This window comes from Catellatospora methionotrophica (genome assembly GCF_011297335.1).
Lineage (GTDB): Bacteria > Actinomycetota > Actinomycetes > Mycobacteriales > Micromonosporaceae > Catellatospora > Catellatospora methionotrophica.
On sequence record NZ_JAAOTJ010000017.1, the window covers coordinates 110,812 to 129,111 of the forward strand.

Annotated in this window: 18 protein-coding genes and 1 riboswitch; of the genes, 12 read left to right on the top strand and 6 right to left on the bottom strand. The window is 71.6% G+C overall.

What is annotated here, in order from left to right; genetic code table 11:
* The first annotated feature begins 3 nt into the window (after positions 1-3).
* Positions 4-1,239: a glycosyltransferase 87 family protein gene (locus HAV40_RS29400; protein WP_166386924.1), complete on the top strand. Its 1,236-nt coding sequence runs from the start codon at positions 4-6 to the stop codon at positions 1,237-1,239.
* Here the strand turns inward: HAV40_RS29400 and HAV40_RS29405 are convergent.
* On the bottom strand, positions 1,150-1,680 hold the full coding sequence (locus HAV40_RS29405) for a GNAT family N-acetyltransferase (protein WP_166386926.1): 531 nt from the start codon (positions 1,678-1,680) through the stop codon (positions 1,150-1,152). The two genes, HAV40_RS29400 and HAV40_RS29405, sit on opposite strands and share 90 nt — an antisense overlap.
* 134 nt (positions 1,681-1,814) lie before the next feature.
* Here HAV40_RS29405 and HAV40_RS29410 point away from each other — a divergent pair, with 134 nt between their 5' ends.
* Positions 1,815-3,005, top strand: coding sequence for a winged helix-turn-helix domain-containing protein (locus HAV40_RS29410; protein WP_166387016.1), 1,191 nt, complete (start codon positions 1,815-1,817; stop codon positions 3,003-3,005).
* Entirely contained in the window at positions 3,002-3,514 is a 513-nt protein-coding gene (locus HAV40_RS29415; RefSeq protein WP_166386928.1) for a DUF2752 domain-containing protein, read from the top strand. Before HAV40_RS29410 ends, HAV40_RS29415 begins: the two co-directional genes overlap by 4 nt.
* Before the next feature lie 100 nt (positions 3,515-3,614).
* Here HAV40_RS29415 and HAV40_RS29420 read toward each other — a convergent pair whose 3' ends face one another.
* Positions 3,615-4,430 (bottom strand): DUF4097 family beta strand repeat-containing protein, encoded by an 816-nt coding sequence (locus HAV40_RS29420; protein WP_166386930.1) that lies wholly within the window; start codon positions 4,428-4,430, stop codon positions 3,615-3,617.
* A gap of 13 nt (positions 4,431-4,443) precedes the next feature.
* A complete protein-coding gene (locus HAV40_RS29425) occupies positions 4,444-4,929 on the bottom strand; it encodes a toxin-antitoxin system HicB family antitoxin (RefSeq protein WP_166386932.1) in 486 nt (161 codons plus the stop codon).
* A gap of 156 nt (positions 4,930-5,085) precedes the next feature.
* Between HAV40_RS29425 and thyX the strand changes: the two genes are divergently transcribed.
* The 4 genes from thyX to HAV40_RS29445 all read left to right on the top strand — a co-directional run bounded on the left by thyX (position 5,086) and on the right by HAV40_RS29445 (position 11,182).
* On the top strand, positions 5,086-5,829 hold the full coding sequence (gene thyX, locus HAV40_RS29430) for an FAD-dependent thymidylate synthase (RefSeq protein WP_166387018.1): 744 nt from the start codon (positions 5,086-5,088) through the stop codon (positions 5,827-5,829).
* Between the two features lie 41 nt (positions 5,830-5,870).
* Positions 5,871-6,767: a 4-hydroxy-tetrahydrodipicolinate synthase gene (gene dapA / locus HAV40_RS29435; protein ID WP_166386934.1), complete on the top strand. Its 897-nt coding sequence runs from the start codon at positions 5,871-5,873 to the stop codon at positions 6,765-6,767.
* Between the two features lie 113 nt (positions 6,768-6,880).
* Positions 6,881-8,575, top strand: a complete 1,695-nt coding sequence (locus tag HAV40_RS29440; protein WP_203671878.1) for a ribonuclease J — start codon at positions 6,881-6,883, stop codon at positions 8,573-8,575.
* A 114-nt stretch (positions 8,576-8,689) separates the two neighbouring features.
* Positions 8,690-11,182, top strand: coding sequence for a DNA translocase FtsK (locus HAV40_RS29445; RefSeq protein WP_166386936.1), 2,493 nt, complete (start codon positions 8,690-8,692; stop codon positions 11,180-11,182).
* 96 nt (positions 11,183-11,278) lie between these two features.
* Here the strand turns inward: HAV40_RS29445 and HAV40_RS29450 are convergent, their stop codons facing one another.
* Complete coding sequence (locus HAV40_RS29450) at positions 11,279-11,533, bottom strand: CBU_0592 family membrane protein (protein WP_166386938.1); 255 nt, start codon at positions 11,531-11,533, stop codon at positions 11,279-11,281.
* Positions 11,534-11,545: 12 nt separating this feature from the next.
* Positions 11,546-11,605, bottom strand: a riboswitch (guanidine-III (ykkC-III) riboswitch).
* Between the two features lie 162 nt (positions 11,606-11,767).
* Between HAV40_RS29450 and rimO the strand changes: the two genes are divergently transcribed.
* From rimO to HAV40_RS29475, 5 genes are all read left to right on the top strand, one after another.
* On the top strand, positions 11,768-13,252 hold the full coding sequence (gene rimO / locus HAV40_RS29455) for a 30S ribosomal protein S12 methylthiotransferase RimO (protein ID WP_166387022.1): 1,485 nt from the start codon (positions 11,768-11,770) through the stop codon (positions 13,250-13,252).
* A 10-nt stretch (positions 13,253-13,262) separates the two neighbouring features.
* Positions 13,263-13,841, top strand: coding sequence for a CDP-diacylglycerol--glycerol-3-phosphate 3-phosphatidyltransferase (gene pgsA / locus HAV40_RS29460; RefSeq protein WP_203671881.1), 579 nt, complete (start codon positions 13,263-13,265; stop codon positions 13,839-13,841).
* Entirely contained in the window at positions 13,838-14,791 is a 954-nt protein-coding gene (locus tag HAV40_RS29465) for an arylamine N-acetyltransferase family protein (protein WP_166386942.1), read from the top strand. The genes pgsA and HAV40_RS29465 overlap by 4 nt, the downstream gene beginning before the upstream one ends.
* Positions 14,788-15,261 (top strand): CinA family protein, encoded by a 474-nt coding sequence (locus HAV40_RS29470; RefSeq protein ID WP_166386944.1) that lies wholly within the window; start codon positions 14,788-14,790, stop codon positions 15,259-15,261. Before HAV40_RS29465 ends, HAV40_RS29470 begins: the two co-directional genes overlap by 4 nt.
* 221 nt (positions 15,262-15,482) lie before the next feature.
* Positions 15,483-15,923: a helix-turn-helix domain-containing protein gene (locus tag HAV40_RS29475; RefSeq protein ID WP_166386946.1), complete on the top strand. Its 441-nt coding sequence runs from the start codon at positions 15,483-15,485 to the stop codon at positions 15,921-15,923.
* 238 nt (positions 15,924-16,161) lie between these two features.
* On the opposite strand, the gene HAV40_RS29480 is transcribed toward HAV40_RS29475, so the two are convergent.
* Positions 16,162-16,941 (bottom strand): SAM hydrolase/SAM-dependent halogenase family protein, encoded by a 780-nt coding sequence (locus HAV40_RS29480; RefSeq protein ID WP_166386948.1) that lies wholly within the window; start codon positions 16,939-16,941, stop codon positions 16,162-16,164.
* 35 nt (positions 16,942-16,976) lie between these two features.
* A complete protein-coding gene (locus tag HAV40_RS29485) occupies positions 16,977-18,257 on the bottom strand; it encodes an acyltransferase family protein (protein WP_166386950.1) in 1,281 nt (426 codons plus the stop codon).
* Positions 18,258-18,300: the final 43 nt, after the last annotated feature.

Below are 18,300 nucleotides of genomic sequence, written 5' to 3' on the forward strand. Positions count from 1 at the left end.
GGCTTGAGCCGTGGACGGCAGATCGCGACGGTGTCGGCCCTGGGGGTGGCGGCACTGGTGTTCGTCGCGCTGTTCGCGCAGCGGCACGGCTTCTTCGACCTGAACGTGTACTACGGCGCGGTCCGGTTCTGGACCGGCGGCGGCGAGATCTACGACTTCGTCCGGCCGAACAGCACGTACGGCTTCACGTACCCGCCGTTCGCGGCGCTGACCATGCTGCCGATGGCGCTGCTGTCGTGGCCCGCCGCGATCGCGGTGAGTTCGGTCGCGACGGCGCTGGTGACGTGGTGGCTGCTGCGGCTGCTGCTCGGGCCGGTGATCGCGGCGCAGCGCTGGACGCCCTGGTTCGCGGTGGCGATCGCGCTGTGCCTGGTCACCGTGTACGAGCCGATGCGCGAGACCTTCCTGTTCGGCCAGGTCAACATGCTGCTGCTGGGGCTGGTCGCGGCGGACCTGCTGCTGTTCACGCGCAGGGGCAGCCGGTGGGGCGGGGTGGGCATCGGCCTGGCCACCGCGATCAAGCTGACCCCGGGCATCTTCATCGTGTACCTGCTGATCACCAGGCGCTGGCGGGCCGCGGCGGTGGCCAGCGGCACGGCGTCGGCGGCGACACTGCTCGCGGCGGCGGTCGCGCCGGACGCCACGCGCGAGTTCTGGACCAGTGCGCTGTGGGACACCGACCGGGTCGGCGTGCTGTCGTTCATCTCGAACCAGTCCCTGCAGGGCGTCGTCGCCCGGCTGACCACGGGCCACCCGAGCAAGGCGCTGTGGGCGGTGCTGGTGGTGGCCGTGCTGGCGGTGTGGTTCGTGCGGTCCCGGGCGGCGGTGGCCCGGGGCGACGAGGTCGCCGGGCTGGCGTTCACCGGCATCATCGGCGTGCTGATCAGCCCCGTGACCTGGGTCCACCACCTGGTGTGGCTGATTCCCGCGCTGGTGCTGCTGGTCGAGCACGGCTTCGCCGCCGCGCCGCGCAGCCACCGCCGGTGGGCGCTGCTGGGCCTGGCCGGGGTGTCGTACGTCATCCTGTCCAGCCGGGTCGTCTGGCTGTGGGAGGGCGACGTGGGCGGGTTCGGCACGCTGCTGGGCTCGAACCTGTACGTCTGGGTCTGCCTGGCCCTGCTGTGCTGCACGCCGCTGGCGGCGGCCGGTTCAGCCGCGCCTGAGGGCGCAGCGCAGCTCGGGGATGTCGACGTCACTGCCGGTCGGCCGGTACGCGGCCCGAAGTCCGTCCGGGTGTAGCCCGTGCCGGGCGTAGAACCGCAGCGCCCGGTGGTTGTCCGCGAGCGCCCAGAGCCGCACCTCGGCCTGCGGCAGCGCGTCGAGCGCGGCCAGTAGCAGCGCGTCGCCCGACCCGGTGCCCCAGTGTGCGGGGTCGACGTAGATCGCCAGGATCTCGCCGTACTCGGGTCGCAGCGGGCTGCCGTCCAGCTCCTGGGCGCGGTAGGGGCCGTGGCAGACGAACCCGGTGACGGTGTCTGCGTCGTGCGCGACAAGGTTGCGGAAGGGGTTGTCCGGATCGGCGAGCCGATCGAGCCGCCACGCGGTCCGGGCGGTCACGTCGAGTGCGGCCAGAACATGGTCGGGCACGATTCCGGCGTACGCCACCTGCCAGGCCCGTATGTGCACCGCCGCCACGGCTGCGCAGTCGCCGGGTGTCTCCGGCCGAACGCTGATCCCCATGCCCGCAGAGCCTACGAAGACCCGCCCCGACGGGCAAAGAGGTTACGAAGGCGTCCTTCCTCACCGGTAGGCGTCGGGGGTGGGGGGTAGCGTCGGGCGGCGTGGAGACGGTGACGGTCGCGCAGGCGCGGAGGATGGCACTGGCGGCGCAGGGGTTCGCGGATCGGGCGCCGAAAGGGCCGGTCGGGGCGCGGCAGCTGCGCAAGGTGGTCGGCCGCACGGGCCTGTTGCAGATCGACTCGGTGAACGTGCTGCAGCGCGCGCACTACCTGCCCGCGTACAGCCGGATCGGGGCGTACGACCCGGCGGTGCTGGACGGGGCGAGCGCCCAGCGGCCGCGCTGGCTGTTCGAGTACTGGGGGCACGAGGCGTCGCTGCTGCCGGTGGAGCTGCAGCCGCTGATGCGGTGGCGGATGGCCAGCGCGCAGGGGGTCTGGGGCGGCCCGCGCAACATCGCGGCACAGCGGCCTGACCTGGTGGCGTGGGTGCTGCAGGAGGTCCGCGACCGGGGGCCGGTGACCGCCGCCGTGATCGAGCAGGACGTGCCCAAGCCCAAGGACAACTGGGGCTGGAACTGGTCGGACGCGAAGAAGGCCCTCGAATGGCTGTTCTACGCGGGCGAGATCACCTCGGCGGGCCGGACCAGCCAGTTCGCGAGGCTGTACGACCTCACCGAGCGGGTGCTGCCCGCCGCGGTGATGAGCACGCCGACCCCGGAGCCCGCGGCGGCGTACCGGGCGCTGGTCGAGATCGCGGCGCGGGGGCTGGGCGTGGCGGCGGAGCCGGAGCTGCGCGACTACTTCCGGCTGCCGGTGGCCGGGGCCCGGACCGCGATCGCCGAGCTGGTCGAGGCCGGGCTGCTCGTGCCGACGCGGGTCGAGGGCTGGAAGCACCGGACGTGGCGGCACCGCGACGCGGCACTGCCCCGCAAGGTCGCGGTGTCGACGCTGGTCAGCCCGTTCGATCCGCTGATCTGGGAGCGCTCGCGCACCGAGCGGCTGTTCGGCCTGCGCTACCGGATCGAGATCTACGTGCCGCAGGAGCAGCGCGTACACGGCTACTACGTGCTGCCGTTCCTGCACGGCGACCGGTTCGCCGCGCGTGTCGACCTCAAGGCCGACCGCCGCGCCGGGGTGCTGCGTGTGCCCGCCGCCTGGGCCGAGCCCGGGGTGGACGAGCATGCCACGGCCGAGGCCCTGGCGGTCGAGCTGCGCCGCCTGGCGGGCTGGCTCGGGCTCGGCGAGGTGGCCGCTCCCGAGCGCGGTGACCTTGCTCCCGCGCTCGCCGATGCGGGTATGCGCGGCAGTGTAAGTTCAATCTCGTGACCGAGGCCTCCGTGACGCCGCACGGCCCGCAGTTCGCGGGCGACCCCTTCACGCCGCCGCCCGCCGACCGGATCACCCGGTTCACCGACTGGCTGCGCGCGCACACGCCGGTCTGGGCGGGGCCGCTGGCGGCGCTGGCCTGCATCGGCGGCGCGCTGAGCTACACCCAGCTGGCCGACCCTGCCAACGTCGGGGCGGACGCGACGCCGACCTGCCTGGTCAAGATGCTCACCGGCTTCGACTGTCCGGGCTGCGGCGGCACCCGCGCCGCGTGGTACCTGATGCAGGGCGACCTGCCCGCGGCGGCGCGCCACCACATCATGTTCGTCTTCGCGGTGCCGTTCCTGATCTACATGTACGTGGCCTGGGCGGGCAACACCACGTTCAAGTGGAAGCTGCCCCAGCTCAAGATCGGCCCGAAGCACATCGCGTTCTTCCTGGCCGCATGGGGCGTCTTCATGGTGCTGCGCAACCTGCCCTGGGCCCCGTTCACGTACTTCTTCGTCTGACCGCAAACGGCCGTCCTCAGCGCGAAGATCACTGTTTCAGGTCGAGAACTGGGGTCAGACCGCAGTTTCCGACCCGAAGCAGTGATCTTTCCCGGAGGGGTCAGGCCGGGACCACCCGGCGCAGGGTGATGTCGCCGGATGCGGTGCGGACCTTGAGGGTGAAGGTGGCGGCGGGGGCCGGTGGGGTGGGGGTGGCGGGGGCGGTCATGTTCAGGTCGCTGCTGGTACGGCCGGAGGCTGTGCTCAGGTCGAGCCAGACCCCGGTGCCGGCGGCCACGCCGACCTTGATGTCGCCGCTAGCCGAGTTGAGCTTGGCCTCGCCGCCACGGGCCACGCCGATGGCGATGTCACCGGAGGCGGTGGTCACCCGGGTGTCCGTCTCCGTGCCGCCGATCTCGATGTCGCCGCTGGCCGAGTGCGCGGTGGCGGTGCGGCCGACGTGCCCCGTGTACACGTGACCGGAGGCGCTGTTCACGCGCAGGTGCCCGCCGACCGTGCCGAGGCGTACGTTGCCGCTGGCGGTGTGGACGGAGACGTCGTCGCTGACCGGACCGAGGGAGACGTCGCCGCTGGCGGTGTGGATCACGGCGTCGTGGTACGCGCCCTCGCACACCGCGTCGGCGGAGGCGACCCGCACCGACAGCGCGCTGCCGGTGGGCAGCTCGACGCGTACGAGCAGCCTGGCCCGGCGGAACAGCCGCCAGCCGCCGTGCTCGGGGGCCTGGACCAGCAGGTGCCGCCCGTCCTTGAAGTCGATCTTCGTCTCGCGTACCGCCTCGGCGCTGCCCTCGGTGGAGTCCATGGCCACCACGCTGACGGTGACGGTGTCGCGCTCGGAGGCGACCACCTCCAGGCGGCCCGCGGAGACCCGCAGGTCGGCGCGGATGGTGCCGGTGCAGGGGAAGGTCTGGTTCATGTCACTGCTCCTGTCAGGCCTGGGCGTAGCCGGTGACCCGGCGGCCGAGGTGGGAGGTCGGGGGAGGGGCGACCGGGCGCAGCGCGTTCGCGGTGGCGCGCACCAGCCAGGCGTTGACCGAGATGCCCTCGGCCGAGGCGGCGCGCTCGGCCGCCTCCTTGAGCTGCTCGGGCAGGCGCAGGGTGAGCCGGGCCTGATCGCCGCCCTCGATGGGCGGCGGAGCGGGCGCGACGGGCGCGGCCTCGTACGCCGGGGCGACCGGTGTGCTGACGACGAGGTCGGCCTCGCGGCCGCGGATGCGGACCTCGACGGTCGGGCCGTCGAGCTTGGTGGTGATCTCGGCGCTCGCGTCGGCCAGCACCTCGATGAGGCAGAGCCGGGCCGACGCGTCGAGGGCGAGGGTCAGCAGTTCGGCGGTGCGGGCGACGTCGTCGCCGGCGGGCGCGGCCGCCGCGGCGAGATCCCGCCGCAGCGACTCGAGATACGGGGACAGGTCCATGACACCACTATGACGTCAGAGGTGACGTCACGCAAGTGTCAATCTGACGTCTTGATGACGGCGACCTGATGTCACTATCGCCTTCCGGACAATGGCGGCTATAACCCACCAGCAGTCGAGACGGGAGGGGCCGCTAAGCTGGCGCGTGTGACTGAGATGGTGAAGCCCGCTGTGCAGCTGATCGCCTGGACGAACTTCCAGGCCCCGGTCGACGTGCCGTGGGACACCGACGCCGAGGGCGGCCAGGCGCTGGCGGAGTTCGCCGGCCGGGCCTGCTACCAGTCCTGGTCCAAGCCGAACCCGGCCACCGCGACCAACGCCGGTTACCTGCGCCACATCCTCGAGGTGGGCCACTTGTCGGTGCTGGAGCACGGCACCGCGACGTTCTACTTCACGGGCGTTTCACGTTCTTTCACGCACGAACTGATCCGCCACCGGCACTTCTCGTACTCCCAGCTGTCCCAGCGCTACGTTCCCGAGCGCGACGCGGCCATGGTCGAGCCCGAGGTGATCGCGGCCAACCCGGAGCTGCACAAGAAGTTCGTCGAGGCCAGCGAGGCCGCGGTGCGGGCGTACAACGAGCTGCTGGAGGGGCTGGAGGCGACCTTCGCCGACGTGCCCAACGCCACGCTGCGCCGCAAGCAGGCCCGCCAGGCGGCCCGCGCGGTGCTCCCGAACGCCACCGAGACCCGGATCGTGGTCACCGGCAACTACCGCGCGTGGCGACACTTCATCGCGATGCGGGCGACCGAGCACGCCGACGTGGAGATCCGCGAGTTGGCCATCGCCACCCTTCGGGAGCTGCAGAAACTCGCACCGAGCGTGTTCAGTGACTTCACCATCAGCGCCCTTCCGGACGGCTCGGAGATCGCCTCCAGCGTCTACACCTGGGAGTCCTGAGGGCCGCGATGGCGTCCACCGTATTCGGCTAGGTTGTGTGCATGACGAACAACGCTCAACGGCCATTCGGCCGCCTGCTCACCGCGATGGTCACGCCATTCGGTGCGGACGGGGCCGTCGACGCCGACGGTGCCGCACGCCTCGCGGCGTACCTCGTGGACGAGCAGCGCAACGACGCGTTGGTCGTCAACGGCACCACCGGTGAGTCGCCCACCACGACCGACGCCGAGAAAGAGGCTGTGATCAGGGCCGTCGTCGAGGCCGTCGGAGACCGGGCGCAGGTGGTGGCCGGGGTGGGCACGTTCAGCACGCACCACACCGTCGAGCTGGCCCGCTCGGCCGAGAAGGCGGGCGCGCACGGCCTGCTCGTCGTCTCGCCCTACTACAACAAGCCGCCGCAGGCCGGGCTGGTCAAGCACTTCACGATGGTCGCCGACGCGGTCGACCTGCCGGTCCTGCTGTACGACATCCCGCACCGCACCGGCGTCGCGATCTCCACCGAGACCATGGTCAACCTGGCCGGGCACCCGCGCATCGTGGGCGTCAAGGACGCCAAGGGCGACCTGGCCGCCGCGTCCTGGGTCATGCGGCGAGCCGAGTTCGCGTACTACAGCGGCGACGACGCGGCCACCCTCCCGCTGCTGTCCATCGGGGGCGTCGGCGTCGTCGGCACCTCCACCCACTTCACCGGGGCGGCCACCAAGGACCTGATCGAGGCGTACGGGCGCGGTGACGTCACCGAGGCGCGGCGCCTGCACCTGGCCCTGCTGCCGCTGTACACCGGAATCTTCCGCACCCAGGGCACCATCCTGGTCAAGGCGGGCCTGGCCGCCCGCGGCCTGCCCGCCGGGTCGGTCCGCCCGCCACTGGTCGACGCGACCGAGGCCGAGCTGGCGCAACTGCGCATCGACTGCGCGGACGCCGGCCTGCCGCTCTAGACGCCAACGGGGCGCGAAGCCCCAGCACGACGGCGTGCCGTGTGCCGCAGCCCTGAAACGGCGGCACCCGCGCCGGAGAACATAAGGAGTGATGTTCATTGACCGGGCCACAATTGGAGACTGGGCGTAGCGCCAACCTGGGCGCGCCCCCGCCGCTGCCCGAGGGCGGCCTGCGGATCATCCCGCTGGGCGGGCTGGGAGCCATCGGCCGCAACATGACCGTGTTCGAGTTCGGCGGCAAGCTGCTGATCGTCGACTGCGGTGTGCTGTTTCCGGACACCGCCGACCAACCCGGCGTCGACCTGATCCTGCCGGACTTCGCACCGATCCTGGACCGCCTCGGCGACGTCCAGGCCATCGTGCTCACGCACGGCCACGAGGACCACATCGGCGCGGTGCCGTACCTGCTCGCCCACAAGAACGACATCCCGCTGGTCGGCTCCCAGTTCACGCTGGCGCTGATCGAGGCGAAGCTGGCCGAGCGGCGCATCACGCCGTACACGCTGACCGTCGCCGAGGGGCAGCGGGAGCGGCTGGGGCCGTTCGAGCTGGAGTTCTTCGCGGTCAACCACTCGATCCCGGACGCGCTGGCGGTCGCCATCCGCACCGACGCCGGGCTGGTGCTGCACACCGGCGACTTCAAGATGGACCAGCTGCCGCTGGACGGGCGCATCACCGACCTGGCCGGGTTCGCCCGGCTCGGCATGGAGGGCGTCGACCTGCTGCTGTCGGACTCCACCAACGCGGAGATCCCCGGCTTCGTCTCGCCGGAGAAGCAGATCGGCCCCGTGCTCGGCTCGATCTTCGGCAAGGCGACCGGGCGCATCATCGTGGCCTCGTTCGCCTCGCACGTGCACCGGGTGCAGCAGGTGTTCGACGCCGCCGAGGAGCACGGCCGCAAGGTCGCCCTGATCGGCCGGTCCATGGTCCGCAACATGGGCATCGCCCGCGACCTCGGCCTGCTGAAGGTCAAGGCCGGTCTGATCGTCAACATGGAGGAGGCGGCGAACCTGCCGCCGAACGAGATCGTGCTGATGTCGACCGGTTCGCAGGGCGAGCCGATGAGTGCGCTGGGCCGGATGGCCAACGGCGACCACCGCCACATCGTGGTCGGCCCGAACGACACGGTGGTGCTGGCGAGCTCCCTGGTCCCCGGCAACGAGACCAGCGTGTACCGGGTGATCAACCAGCTGGCCCGCCTCGGCGCGAACGTCATCCACAAGGACGTGGCCAAGGTGCACGTCAGCGGGCACGCCCCCGCGGGCGAGCTGCTGTACCTGCTCAACGTGGTCAAGCCCAGCAACCTGATGCCGGTGCACGGCGAGTGGCGGCACCTGCGTGCCCACGCCCAGCTCGGCGTCGACTCCGGCGTCGACCCGTCGCGGGTGGTGCTGTGCGAGGACGGCGACGTCGTCGACCTCGTCGAGGGCCACGCCAAACTGGTCGGCCACGTCAAGAGCCGGTACGTCTATGTGGACGGTCTGGCCATCGGCGACGTCGGCGAGAGCCTGCTGACCGAGCGCCGGGTGCTGGGTGACGGCGGCTTCATCGCGGTGACCGTGGTCGTCGACTCGGTCACCGGCAAGGTCGTCGGCGGCCCGCTGCTGTCGGCGAAGGGCTTCTCCGAGGACCCGACCGCCTTCGATCCGGCCCTGCCGCTGGTCACCGAGGCCCTGGACCGCGCCGCCCTGGACGGGGTGACCGACTCCCACCAGCTCCAGCAGATCGTCCGCCGGGTCGTCGGCCGCTGGGTCAACGAGGCCTACCGCCGCCGCCCGATGATCGTCCCGAACGTGCTGGAGGTCTGATCCCCACTGTCCGCCGTGGAACTCCACCACGTTGATCATGAGCTTAGGGATGTCGACACGCCGTCGAACACGTCCATAAGTTCATGATCAACGTGGAGGGGTTACGGTGTGGACATGGCGGGCCGTAGTTCCTCATCGGGCAGTCGTCGAGCTGCCACGCCGACGAAGGCCGCTACGGCGCGTACCCGACAGACCGGGCGTGCGCCGGCTCGCCGGGCGCCGGCGCGGCGGCCTGCCGCGCGCAGCCGGAGCCGGGTCACCGTCAATCCGGCGGCGCTGTTCGGGCGGCTGTTCGGCGGGCTGTGGATGGCCATCGCGCACGGTCTGGGCTGGATGGTGCGCGCCGTCGGCTCGCAGGCCGCCAAGGCGCGCGATCTCGATCCTGAACACCGCCGTGACGGGTTGGGGCTGCTGCTGATGGCGCTGGCCATCCTGTTCGGCGTCGCCGTGTGGGGGTCCGGGCAGGGCAGCGGGGGAAAGTTCGGCACGTGGCTGGCTGATACGACCCGGTTCTTCATCGGGGCGACCGCCGCCGCGCTGCCGCTCCTGCTGGCCGTCAGCGGCATCCGGGCCATGCGCGCCGAACCGGACCCCGCCCAGCGGGGGCGCGGCATCGTCGGCTGGACGGCGCTCACGCTCGCCTCGACCGCGCTGCTGCACATCACCCTCGCGCCGGTCGACGTGCAGCAGCTGGAGCAGGCCGGTGGGCTGCTCGGCAAGCTCGTCGGCGGCGGGCTGGGCAGTGTGGTGTCGAATTTCGTCGCGGGGCTGCTGTTCATCCTGCTGCTCACCTTCGGCGTGCTGGTGATCACCGCGACGCCGGTGAACAAGATCCCGGAGCGGCTGGCGAACCTGCGCGACAGCTTCCTCGGCGTCGCCACGCCGGAACGCACCGACGACGACGTCGACGAGGAGCAGGAGGTGCCCGCCCCGCGCCGCCGCAAGCGGCTCACCCCGCCCGCCGCGTTCCAGGGCCCCGACCCCGACGACGACTTCGACGACGCGGCGTACGAGCGCATCCTCGCCGAGCAGGAGACGGTCGCCATCGAGCGGCCCGCCAAGCGGCGCAAGCCCGACCCGCCGCAGCACACCCCGCCGCCCACCAAGACCGAGCAGCTGCTGCTGCCCAGCCTCGGCGGCGACTACACGCTGCCGCCCGTCAGCCTGCTCAAGCCCGGTGAGGCCGCCAAGACCCGGTCCAAGGCCAACGACGAGGTCATCGCCGCGCTGGCGCACGTGTTCGACCAGTTCGACGTGGACGCCGCCGTCACCGGGTTCACCCGCGGCCCGACGGTCACCCGCTACGAGGTGGAGCTCGGGCTCGGCGTCAAGGTGGAGCGCATCACCGCCCTGTCGCGCAACATCGCGTACGCGGTGAAGAGCCCCGATGTGCGTATCCTCAGCCCGATCCCGGGCAAGAGCGCGGTCGGCGTGGAGATCCCCAACACCGACCGCGAGGACGTGGCCCTGGGCGACGTGCTGCGCTCCCGGGTGGCCACCTCCGAGACGCACCCGATGGTGGTCGCGCTCGGCAAGGACATCGAGGGCGGCTACGTGGTGGCCAACCTCGCCAAGATGCCGCACATCCTCATCGCGGGCGCGACCGGCGCGGGCAAGTCGTCGTGCCTGAACTCGCTGCTGGTGTCGATCCTGGCGCGGGCCACCCCGGACCAGGTCCGGCTGCTGCTGATCGACCCCAAGCGCGTCGAGATGACCAACTACGAGGGCATCCCGCACCTGGTCACCCCGATCGTCACGAACCCGAAGAAGGCCGCCGACGCGCTGGAGTGGGTCGTCCGCGAGATGGACATGCGCTACGACGACCTCGCCGCCTCCGGGGTGCGCCACGTCGACGACTACAACCGCAAACTGCGGGCGGGGCAGATCAAGCCGCCGCCGGGCTCCGAGCGGGTGCTCAAGCCGTACCCGTACCTGCTGGTGGTCGTCGACGAGCTGGCCGACCTGATGATGGTCGCGCCACGCGACGTCGAGGACTCGATCGTGCGCATCACCCAGCTCGCCCGCGCCGCGGGCATCCACCTGGTGCTGGCCACCCAGCGCCCGTCGGTGGACGTGGTGACCGGTCTGATCAAGGCGAACGTGCCGTCCCGACTGGCGTTCGCGACCAGCTCGCTGGCCGACTCCCGGGTCATCCTGGACCAGCCCGGCGCGGAGAAGCTGATCGGCCGCGGCGACGCGCTGTTCCTGCCCATGGGTGCCAGCAAGCCGCAGCGTATCCAGGGTTCCTGGGTCTCCGAGAACGAGATGAACGAGATCGTCGCGTTCTGCAAGCGCCAGCGCGAGCCCGAGTTCCGCCCCGAGGTGCTGGCCCCGGTGCAGGACACGAAGAAGAAGGTCGACGAGGAGATCGGCGACGACCTGACGCTGCTCATCCAGGCCATCGAGCTCGTCGTGGTCTCCCAGCTCGGCTCGACCAGCATGCTCCAGCGCAAACTCCGCGTCGGCTTCGCCAAGGCGGGCCGCCTGATGGACCTCATGGAGACCCGCGGCATCGTCGGCCCCTCCGAAGGCTCCAAGGCCCGTGAGGTCCTCATCAAGCCCGACGAACTGGCCGAGGTCATGGCCTCCCTCGGCGTCGAGGACTGACCCGCCCCGATCTTGGAAGGGTGCACTTTCGGGGAAACCCACCCCCGCGCCGTGGAATGGGTGCGGTTTCCCCGAAAGCGCAGAGCCCTCGCGGGGTCAGGCGGGGTCGGGGGTGCTGGGTGTACGGAGGACGGCGATGAGGGAGGCTGCGCTGACGGCGGACCACACGCCTTCGAGCAGGAGGAAGCCCCAGTCGCGGCTGGTCCAGGCGAGCCAGGCGAGCACGCCCGCGCCGAGGGTGTTCGCGGTCAGATAGCCGATCGAGCGGGGCGTGGTCCAGCGGAGCTGGGTGGCCACGTACCCGGCCAGCACGGTGAGCGCGCCGATGATCTGCAGAACGTCGTGATTCATGATCGTGTGTTCTGCGCGCCGTCTTGTCGTGCCGGGTACGGCGAGCTCTCGTCCGGGGCGGGCACCGGAGGGCGCGGCCGGGGTCAAGGTTAGCCCAAAGGGGTTAGCAAGGGCACCTTTTGCGACGTATAGCGGTGGGAAGGTGCCCTTCCTTACATGGAAGGCAGTGCTCGGTCTGTCGTCGCGGGCCGGTAGCCTGGTCGGGTGCCAGTCAACTCTTTCCATGATCTTCCCGTGCCCGAGAACGGGCAGCGGCGGGTCGCGCTGCTGACCCTGGGCTGCGCCCGCAACGAGGTCGACTCCGAGGAGCTGGCCGCCCGCCTTGCGGCCGACGGCTGGCAGGTCAGCACCGACGGCGAGGGCGCGGACGTGGTCCTCGTCAACACCTGCGGCTTCGTCGAGAAGGCCAAGCAGGACTCGATCGACACCCTGCTGGCCGCCGCCGACACCGGCGCGAAGGTGGTCGCCGCGGGCTGCATGGCCGAGCGGTACGGCAACCAGCTCGCCGAGAGCCTGCCCGAGGCGGACGCGGTGCTGGGCTTCGACGACTACCCGTCGATCTCCGCCGCGCTAGGCTCGGTGCTGCGCGGCGACAAGCACGACGCGCACACCCCGCGCGACCGCCGCGAGCTGCTGCCGATCGCCCCGGCCAAGCGCCGCGAGACCGGCGTGATCGTGCCCGGCCACGCGGCCTTCACCAACGACGAGCACACCCCGGCGCACCTGCGGCCCGTGCTGCGGCACCGGCTCGACAGCAGCCCGGTGGCCTCGCTCAAGCTGGCCAGCGGCTGCGACCGCCGGTGCTCGTTCTGCGCCATCCCGGCGTTCCGCGGCTCGTTCGTCAGCCGCACCCCCGACGAGCTGCTGGCCGAGGCCGAGTGGCTGGCCGGCACGGGCGTGCGCGAGCTGGTGCTGGTCAGCGAGAACTCCACGTCGTACGGCAAGGACCTGGGTGACCCGCGGGCGCTGGAGAAGCTGCTGCCGCAGCTCGCCGCGATCCGGGGGCTGGTCCGGGTGCGGGTCAGCTACCTGCAGCCCGCCGAGACCCGGCCCGGCCTGGTCGAGGCGATCGCCACCACGCCGGGCGTCGCACCGTACTTCGACCTGTCCTTCCAGCACTCGTCCGAGCCGGTGCTGCGCCGGATGCGGCGCTTCGGTTCCACGGAGCGTTTCCTGGAGCTGCTGGACAGCGCCCGCAAGCTCGCGCCCGAGGCGGGCGCGCGCAGCAACTTCATCGTCGGCTTCCCGGGTGAGACCCGCGCCGACTACGAGGAGCTGGTGCGCTTCGTCAGCGAGGCGCGGCTCGACGCGATCGGCGTGTTCGACTACAGCGACGAGGACGGCACCGAGGCCGCGACCATGGACGGCAAGGTCGGCGCGAAGACGATCCGCGGCCGGTACGACCGGATGCTGGGCCTGGTCGAGGAGCTGTGCGGCCAGCGGGCCGAGGAGCGCCTGGGCAGCCTGGTGGACGTGCTCGTGGACACGGTGGACGGAAATGGGGTCGAGGGGCGCGCGGCGCACCAGGCACCGGAGGTCGACGGCTCGACGATGCTGGTCGCCGGGGCCGACGGGGTCGACCTGGGCGCGCTGCACCCGGGTGACCTGGTGCGGGCCCGGGTGACGGGCACCGAGGGCGTGGACCTGGTCGCCGTACCCGTCGAAATGATCGACGCGGCTCCCGCCGGTCGCCCCGCACTGGCCGTGGTGGCTGGTTAGCGTGTCTGCCGTGCAGGAACGTTCACGCCGGGTGCCGCCGCTGCTCAACGCCGCCAACGTCCTCACGGTCGTGCGCATCGTTCTCGTGCCGGTATTCGTGGCACTGGTGATCGTTTCTGGGATGACCGACAACCGCTGGCGGATCGCGGCCGCGATCACCTTCGGCGTCGCGTCGTTCACCGACTACGTCGACGGCTGGATCGCCCGGCGCTTCGAGCTGGTCACCTCCTTCGGCAAGGTCGCCGACCCGATCGCGGACAAGGCTCTGACCGGCACCGCGCTCGTCCTGCTGAGCTGGTACGACCTGCTCCCGTGGTGGGTCACCCTGGTGGTCCTGGTCCGGGAGTGGGGCATCACGCTGATGCGCTTCTGGGTCATCCGGTACGGCGTGATCGCGGCCAGCCGCGGCGGCAAGCTCAAGACGGTGCTGCAGATCGCCGCCATCGCCTGGTACCTGTGGCCGTTCCCGGCCCCGTGGTCGGCCGTCGGCCCGTGGCTGATGGGCGCGGCGCTGCTGGTGACCGTGGTGACCGGGGTCGACTACGTGATCGCGGCGGTCCGGCTGCGGCGCGGCGCACCGGCGTCGTGATCGAGGACTACCTGCGCCTGCTCGGGGTGCCGCGCCGGGCGCCCTCGGCGGCGTACCTGCGTGTACTGCACCGGGCACAGGTGACACGGGTGCCGTACACCAACGCGGAGATCCTGCTCGGGCGGCCGGGCACCGTCGCCGCCGACGCGTCACTGCGCCGGGTGGTCGGCGGCCGTGGCGGTTACTGCTTCCACCTCAACGGGGCGTTCAGCGAACTGCTGCGCGGGCTGGGCTTCACGGTCACCCTGCACCGCGCCTACGTGGTCCACGCCCACCACGTCGTCGACACCGAACTCAACCATCTGGCGCTGCTGGTGCACGACCTGCCGGACCCGGCGAACCCGGGCGGGCGCTGGCTGGCCGACGCCGGGCTCGGCGACGCGCTGTACGGCCCGCTGCCGCTGGTCGACGGGGAGCACGAGCAGGGCCCTTTCGCGTACGCCCTGACGGCATCGCCACGGCCGGAGACCGGCTGGCGGCTGCGGCACGACCCCGCGGGGTCCTTCGCGGCCTGCGACATCGTCGCCGCTCCGGCGGTGCTCGACGACTTCGCGGGCGCGCACGAGCGCCTGTCGACCTCGGCCGACTCGCCGTTCACCGGGTTCCTCACGGCGCAGCGGCGCACCGCCGCCGGAGTCGACATCCTGCGCGGCTGCACGCTGCTCGCGATCGACGCCACGGGGCGGCGCGAGGAGCACGTGGCCACCCGCGAACGATGGCGGGAGGTGCTCGCCGAACTCTTCGGCCTGACCGGCGACGACCTCGACGCGCTGTGGCCCGGCGCGCTGGCCGCGCACGAGGAGTGGCTGGCGCGCCGTCGTGGCAAGGCCGCGACCGTGACCGGGAACGCCGAGGACGCACCGAACGGGCGGGAGGCAGCCGCCGATGGTGCGGTGCGGGGGACCGGCATCGCGGCTGGCGACAATCTGGCGGCGGCGACCGGCGCATGATCGATGTTCGGGAACTGGTCGGCACCCTTGTCGAGCGGCGGCAGACCGTCGCCGCGGCGGAGTCGCTGACCGGTGGGCTGCTCACCGCGACCATGGTCACCGTGCCCGGGGTGAGCCGGGTGTTGCGCGGCGGGCTGGTGGTGTACGCCACCGATCTCAAGCACAGCCTGGCCGGAGTGGACGCGGCGCTGCTGGCAGAGCGCGGCCCCGTCGATCCGGATGTGGCGCTCGCACTGGCCCGGGGCGCCCGCGAACGCTGCGGAGCGGACTGGGGACTGTCCACGACCGGGGTCGCCGGACCCGGCCCGCAGGACGGCGTTCCCGCCGGGACCGTGTACGTCGCCCTGGCCGGTCCGGACGGGCACGCCGAGGTCCGTGAGCTGCACGTGGACGGTGAGCGCCAGCACGTACGCGAGGCCGCCGTGGCCGCCGCGCTGAGCCTGCTCCACGCCGCCGTGACCGATTCGTAAGGTGTGATCTCTTCGTGACCTGAGCGAGGTTTGGCCGGACTGTCGTACTGTGTATGAAAGTGGCGTCGGCCGCCGAGTGAGTTCGCCGATCCGCCCGGCGGGGCGGGATGTCGAACTGGCATGAAGAGAGTACGGTTCTTCTCAGCCGTCGGTGACAACCGGCGGCTGACGGCATATCGGCCGACAGCGTCGTGACGGGGAACAGTTCAGGGGGTGCGAACATGGTGCTTCTGCGTCGAGTGATCGGTGATGCCCTCCGTGCCCGCCGGCAGGGCCAGCACCGCACCCTGCGTGAGGTCTCCACAGCTGCCAACGTGAGTCTCGGCTACCTGTCCGAGATCGAACGGGGCCAGAAAGAGGCGTCCAGCGAGCTGCTGACCTCGATCTGCGACGCGCTGGGCGCGCGCCTGTCCGAGGTCCTGCGCGAGGTCAGCGACACCATGGCCGTCGCCGAGCAGGTCGAGGGCGTGCTCACGCCGCTGCCGCGCGGTGACCAGAAGGTCGAGGTCGGGCACCGGCCGCGTACCGAGGTGGCCACCGACGGCCAGGTCTCGGTCACGGTCCGCCGCGACAACCCGCTGCGCACCACCCTGCGGACCACCCGCAACATGCGTCCCGGCAACGCCGGCAACGCCCGCGGCCGCGAGGTAGTCGGCGTCTGAGGACGCCAGGCCACTCCCGGCAGCCCTAGCGCCTGCTACGGCCCCGCCACGCCCGCGCGTCTGCACGCCCCCGCCGTGCCCGCGCGGGCAGCGCCACGCCCCCGCTTTTCATAGACGTTGGCCTATCCGGATGAAGATGATCACAGAATTGTCATCCGGATAGGCCAACGTCTATTCGGGGCGCGGGGCGCGGGGCGCGGGGCGCGGGGCGCGGGGCGCGGGGCGGGGGCGCGGGTGGTCAGGAGATGCGGACTAGGTCGCCGGGGGTTACGGCGAGCATGACCACGGCGCGGCCGCCGTTGACGGCGATGGCGACGCGGTCGGCGGAGTCGGCGTAGACGACCAGGCCGCCGGAGGGGGCGTCGGCGAAGGTGGTGCCGCGGGTGGCGCGGCAGCCGCCGACGGTGAGCCGGTCGGGGAGCAGTTCTAGGGCGGAGCCGGGGGCGGCCAGCTGTACGTTGCCGAAGCGGTCGACGGTCAGCACCTCGGCCTCCAGCCAGCCGTCGCCCCAGGCCACCACCGGCTCAGGGAGCTGGACGAGGCTGTCGGGCACCACGGCGGGGCCCGCGTCGGCGGGGTTCGCGCCCCGGGCCAGCCGCGCCGCGACCGGGGCGAACACGTCGCGGCCGTGGAAGGTGCGGGACACGCTCGGGGCGAACCAGTCCTCGCTGGCCAGTTCGTACGCCGCGGACGGGCCGCCGAGTGCCTGGGCCGCCCAGACGAGCAGCCCGTTGTCGGGGCCGACGAGCAGCCCGCGCGGGGTCTGTACGACGACCGCGCGGCGCGGGGTGCCGACGCCAGGGTCGACGACCGCGAGGTGGACCGCGTCGGGCAGGTACGGCACGGTCTGGGCCAGCACGGCCGCGCCACGGGTGACGTCACCGGGCGCGATCAGGTGCGTGACGTCGATGACGCGGGCGGCCGGGGCGGTGCGGGCGATCGTGCCGTGGCAGGCGGCGACGAAGCCGTCCGACAGCCCGTAGTCGGTCGTGAACGAGATGTAGTCGTATCCGGGCATGCCTATGAAGGTAGACCGATCCGGCTCGTTGTCCACTATGGCCGCTGCGGCGAGCCGATCTCCTCCGCTACGTCCGCACCGCCCCGATCGGCGTCAGCGGTGCCCTCAGCCGTGCCACGCTCACCGAGGTCGGCCGCGGTCGCCGAGGCGTGCTCAGCGGGGCCGTCGGACGCCTGGCCCCGCTGGGCGGGGACGGCTACCGGCGTGGTGGCCGCCTTGCTCGCCGCGCCCCGTTGCTGGATCCTGCGGAACAGCAGCAGGACGGGAATCGTGCAGATCAGCGGGCCGATGATGGCCAGTGGCCGGGTCAGCCACCAGCCCAGGTCGACGTCGGCGGGCTTGTCCATGTCGTAGCGCAGCCACAGCCAGGTCAGGAACAGGAACAGCGCCATGCCGGTGGTGTGCACCAGGTACAGCGGCAATGAGAACTCGTTGATCAGTTCGTTGAGGCGCTTCCAGCGTGGTCGTTCCAGCAGTATCTGCATCCGTGGCCGGAGCAGTTCGGCGAACCCGATCTGGAACAGCAGCAGCGCCACGATGACGAACGTCGGCGGGGCCATGTTCGAGAAGCGCTCACCCGGCACGCCGACCATGGAGCCTGGATACAGCCCCGAGCCGACGAGCCCGACCAGGCCGAACAGGCCCGCCCAGAGCAGCGCCCAGTCGTTGCGCCGGGGCGAGTCGACGACGTTCTGGTAAAAGAAGCCCGCCTGGTGGGCCAGGCCCCACACCAGCACCATGTTGAGCCAGCCGATGTCCTCCATGCCCTTGCCGAAGCGGGCCACGTCGACCACCATCGCCGCGCCGGCCAGCCATACCAGCGCCAGCAGCCCGGCCTTGCGGTGCAGCCACAGGCCGATCGGCAGCAGGGCGATGAGCATCAGGTACACCGCGAGGAACCACAGCGGGCTGACCACCAGCTTCACCGCCCGGCCGACGCCGGTGAGGTTGAAGTAGCTGCCGATCAGGCCCCCGGCCGCGATCCACAGCAGCAGCACGATGCCCGCCGGGATCAGCAGCTGGCGCATGCGCCGCCAGACGAACGCGCCCATGCTGACGCCGCGCGCCTGGGCGCGTTCCCAGCTGCGGATGTGCACGAAACCGCCGATGAAGAAGAACAGCGGCATCACCTGGAACAGCCAGGTCGCCAGCCACAGCCCGCGGGTGAAGCCGAGCGGGCTGGTGGCGTGCGGGCCGTCGGCGCGCCAGTCGAGGATCGTGAACGCCCAATGCCAGACCACGACCACGATCAGGCTCAACGCCCGAAGGAAGTCCACATAGGTGTCTCGGCGCGCGGGGGCAGCGGCGATGGTCATGAACCGCAGCATGCCACCGGCGCGGCGCGACCCGCCAGCGCGA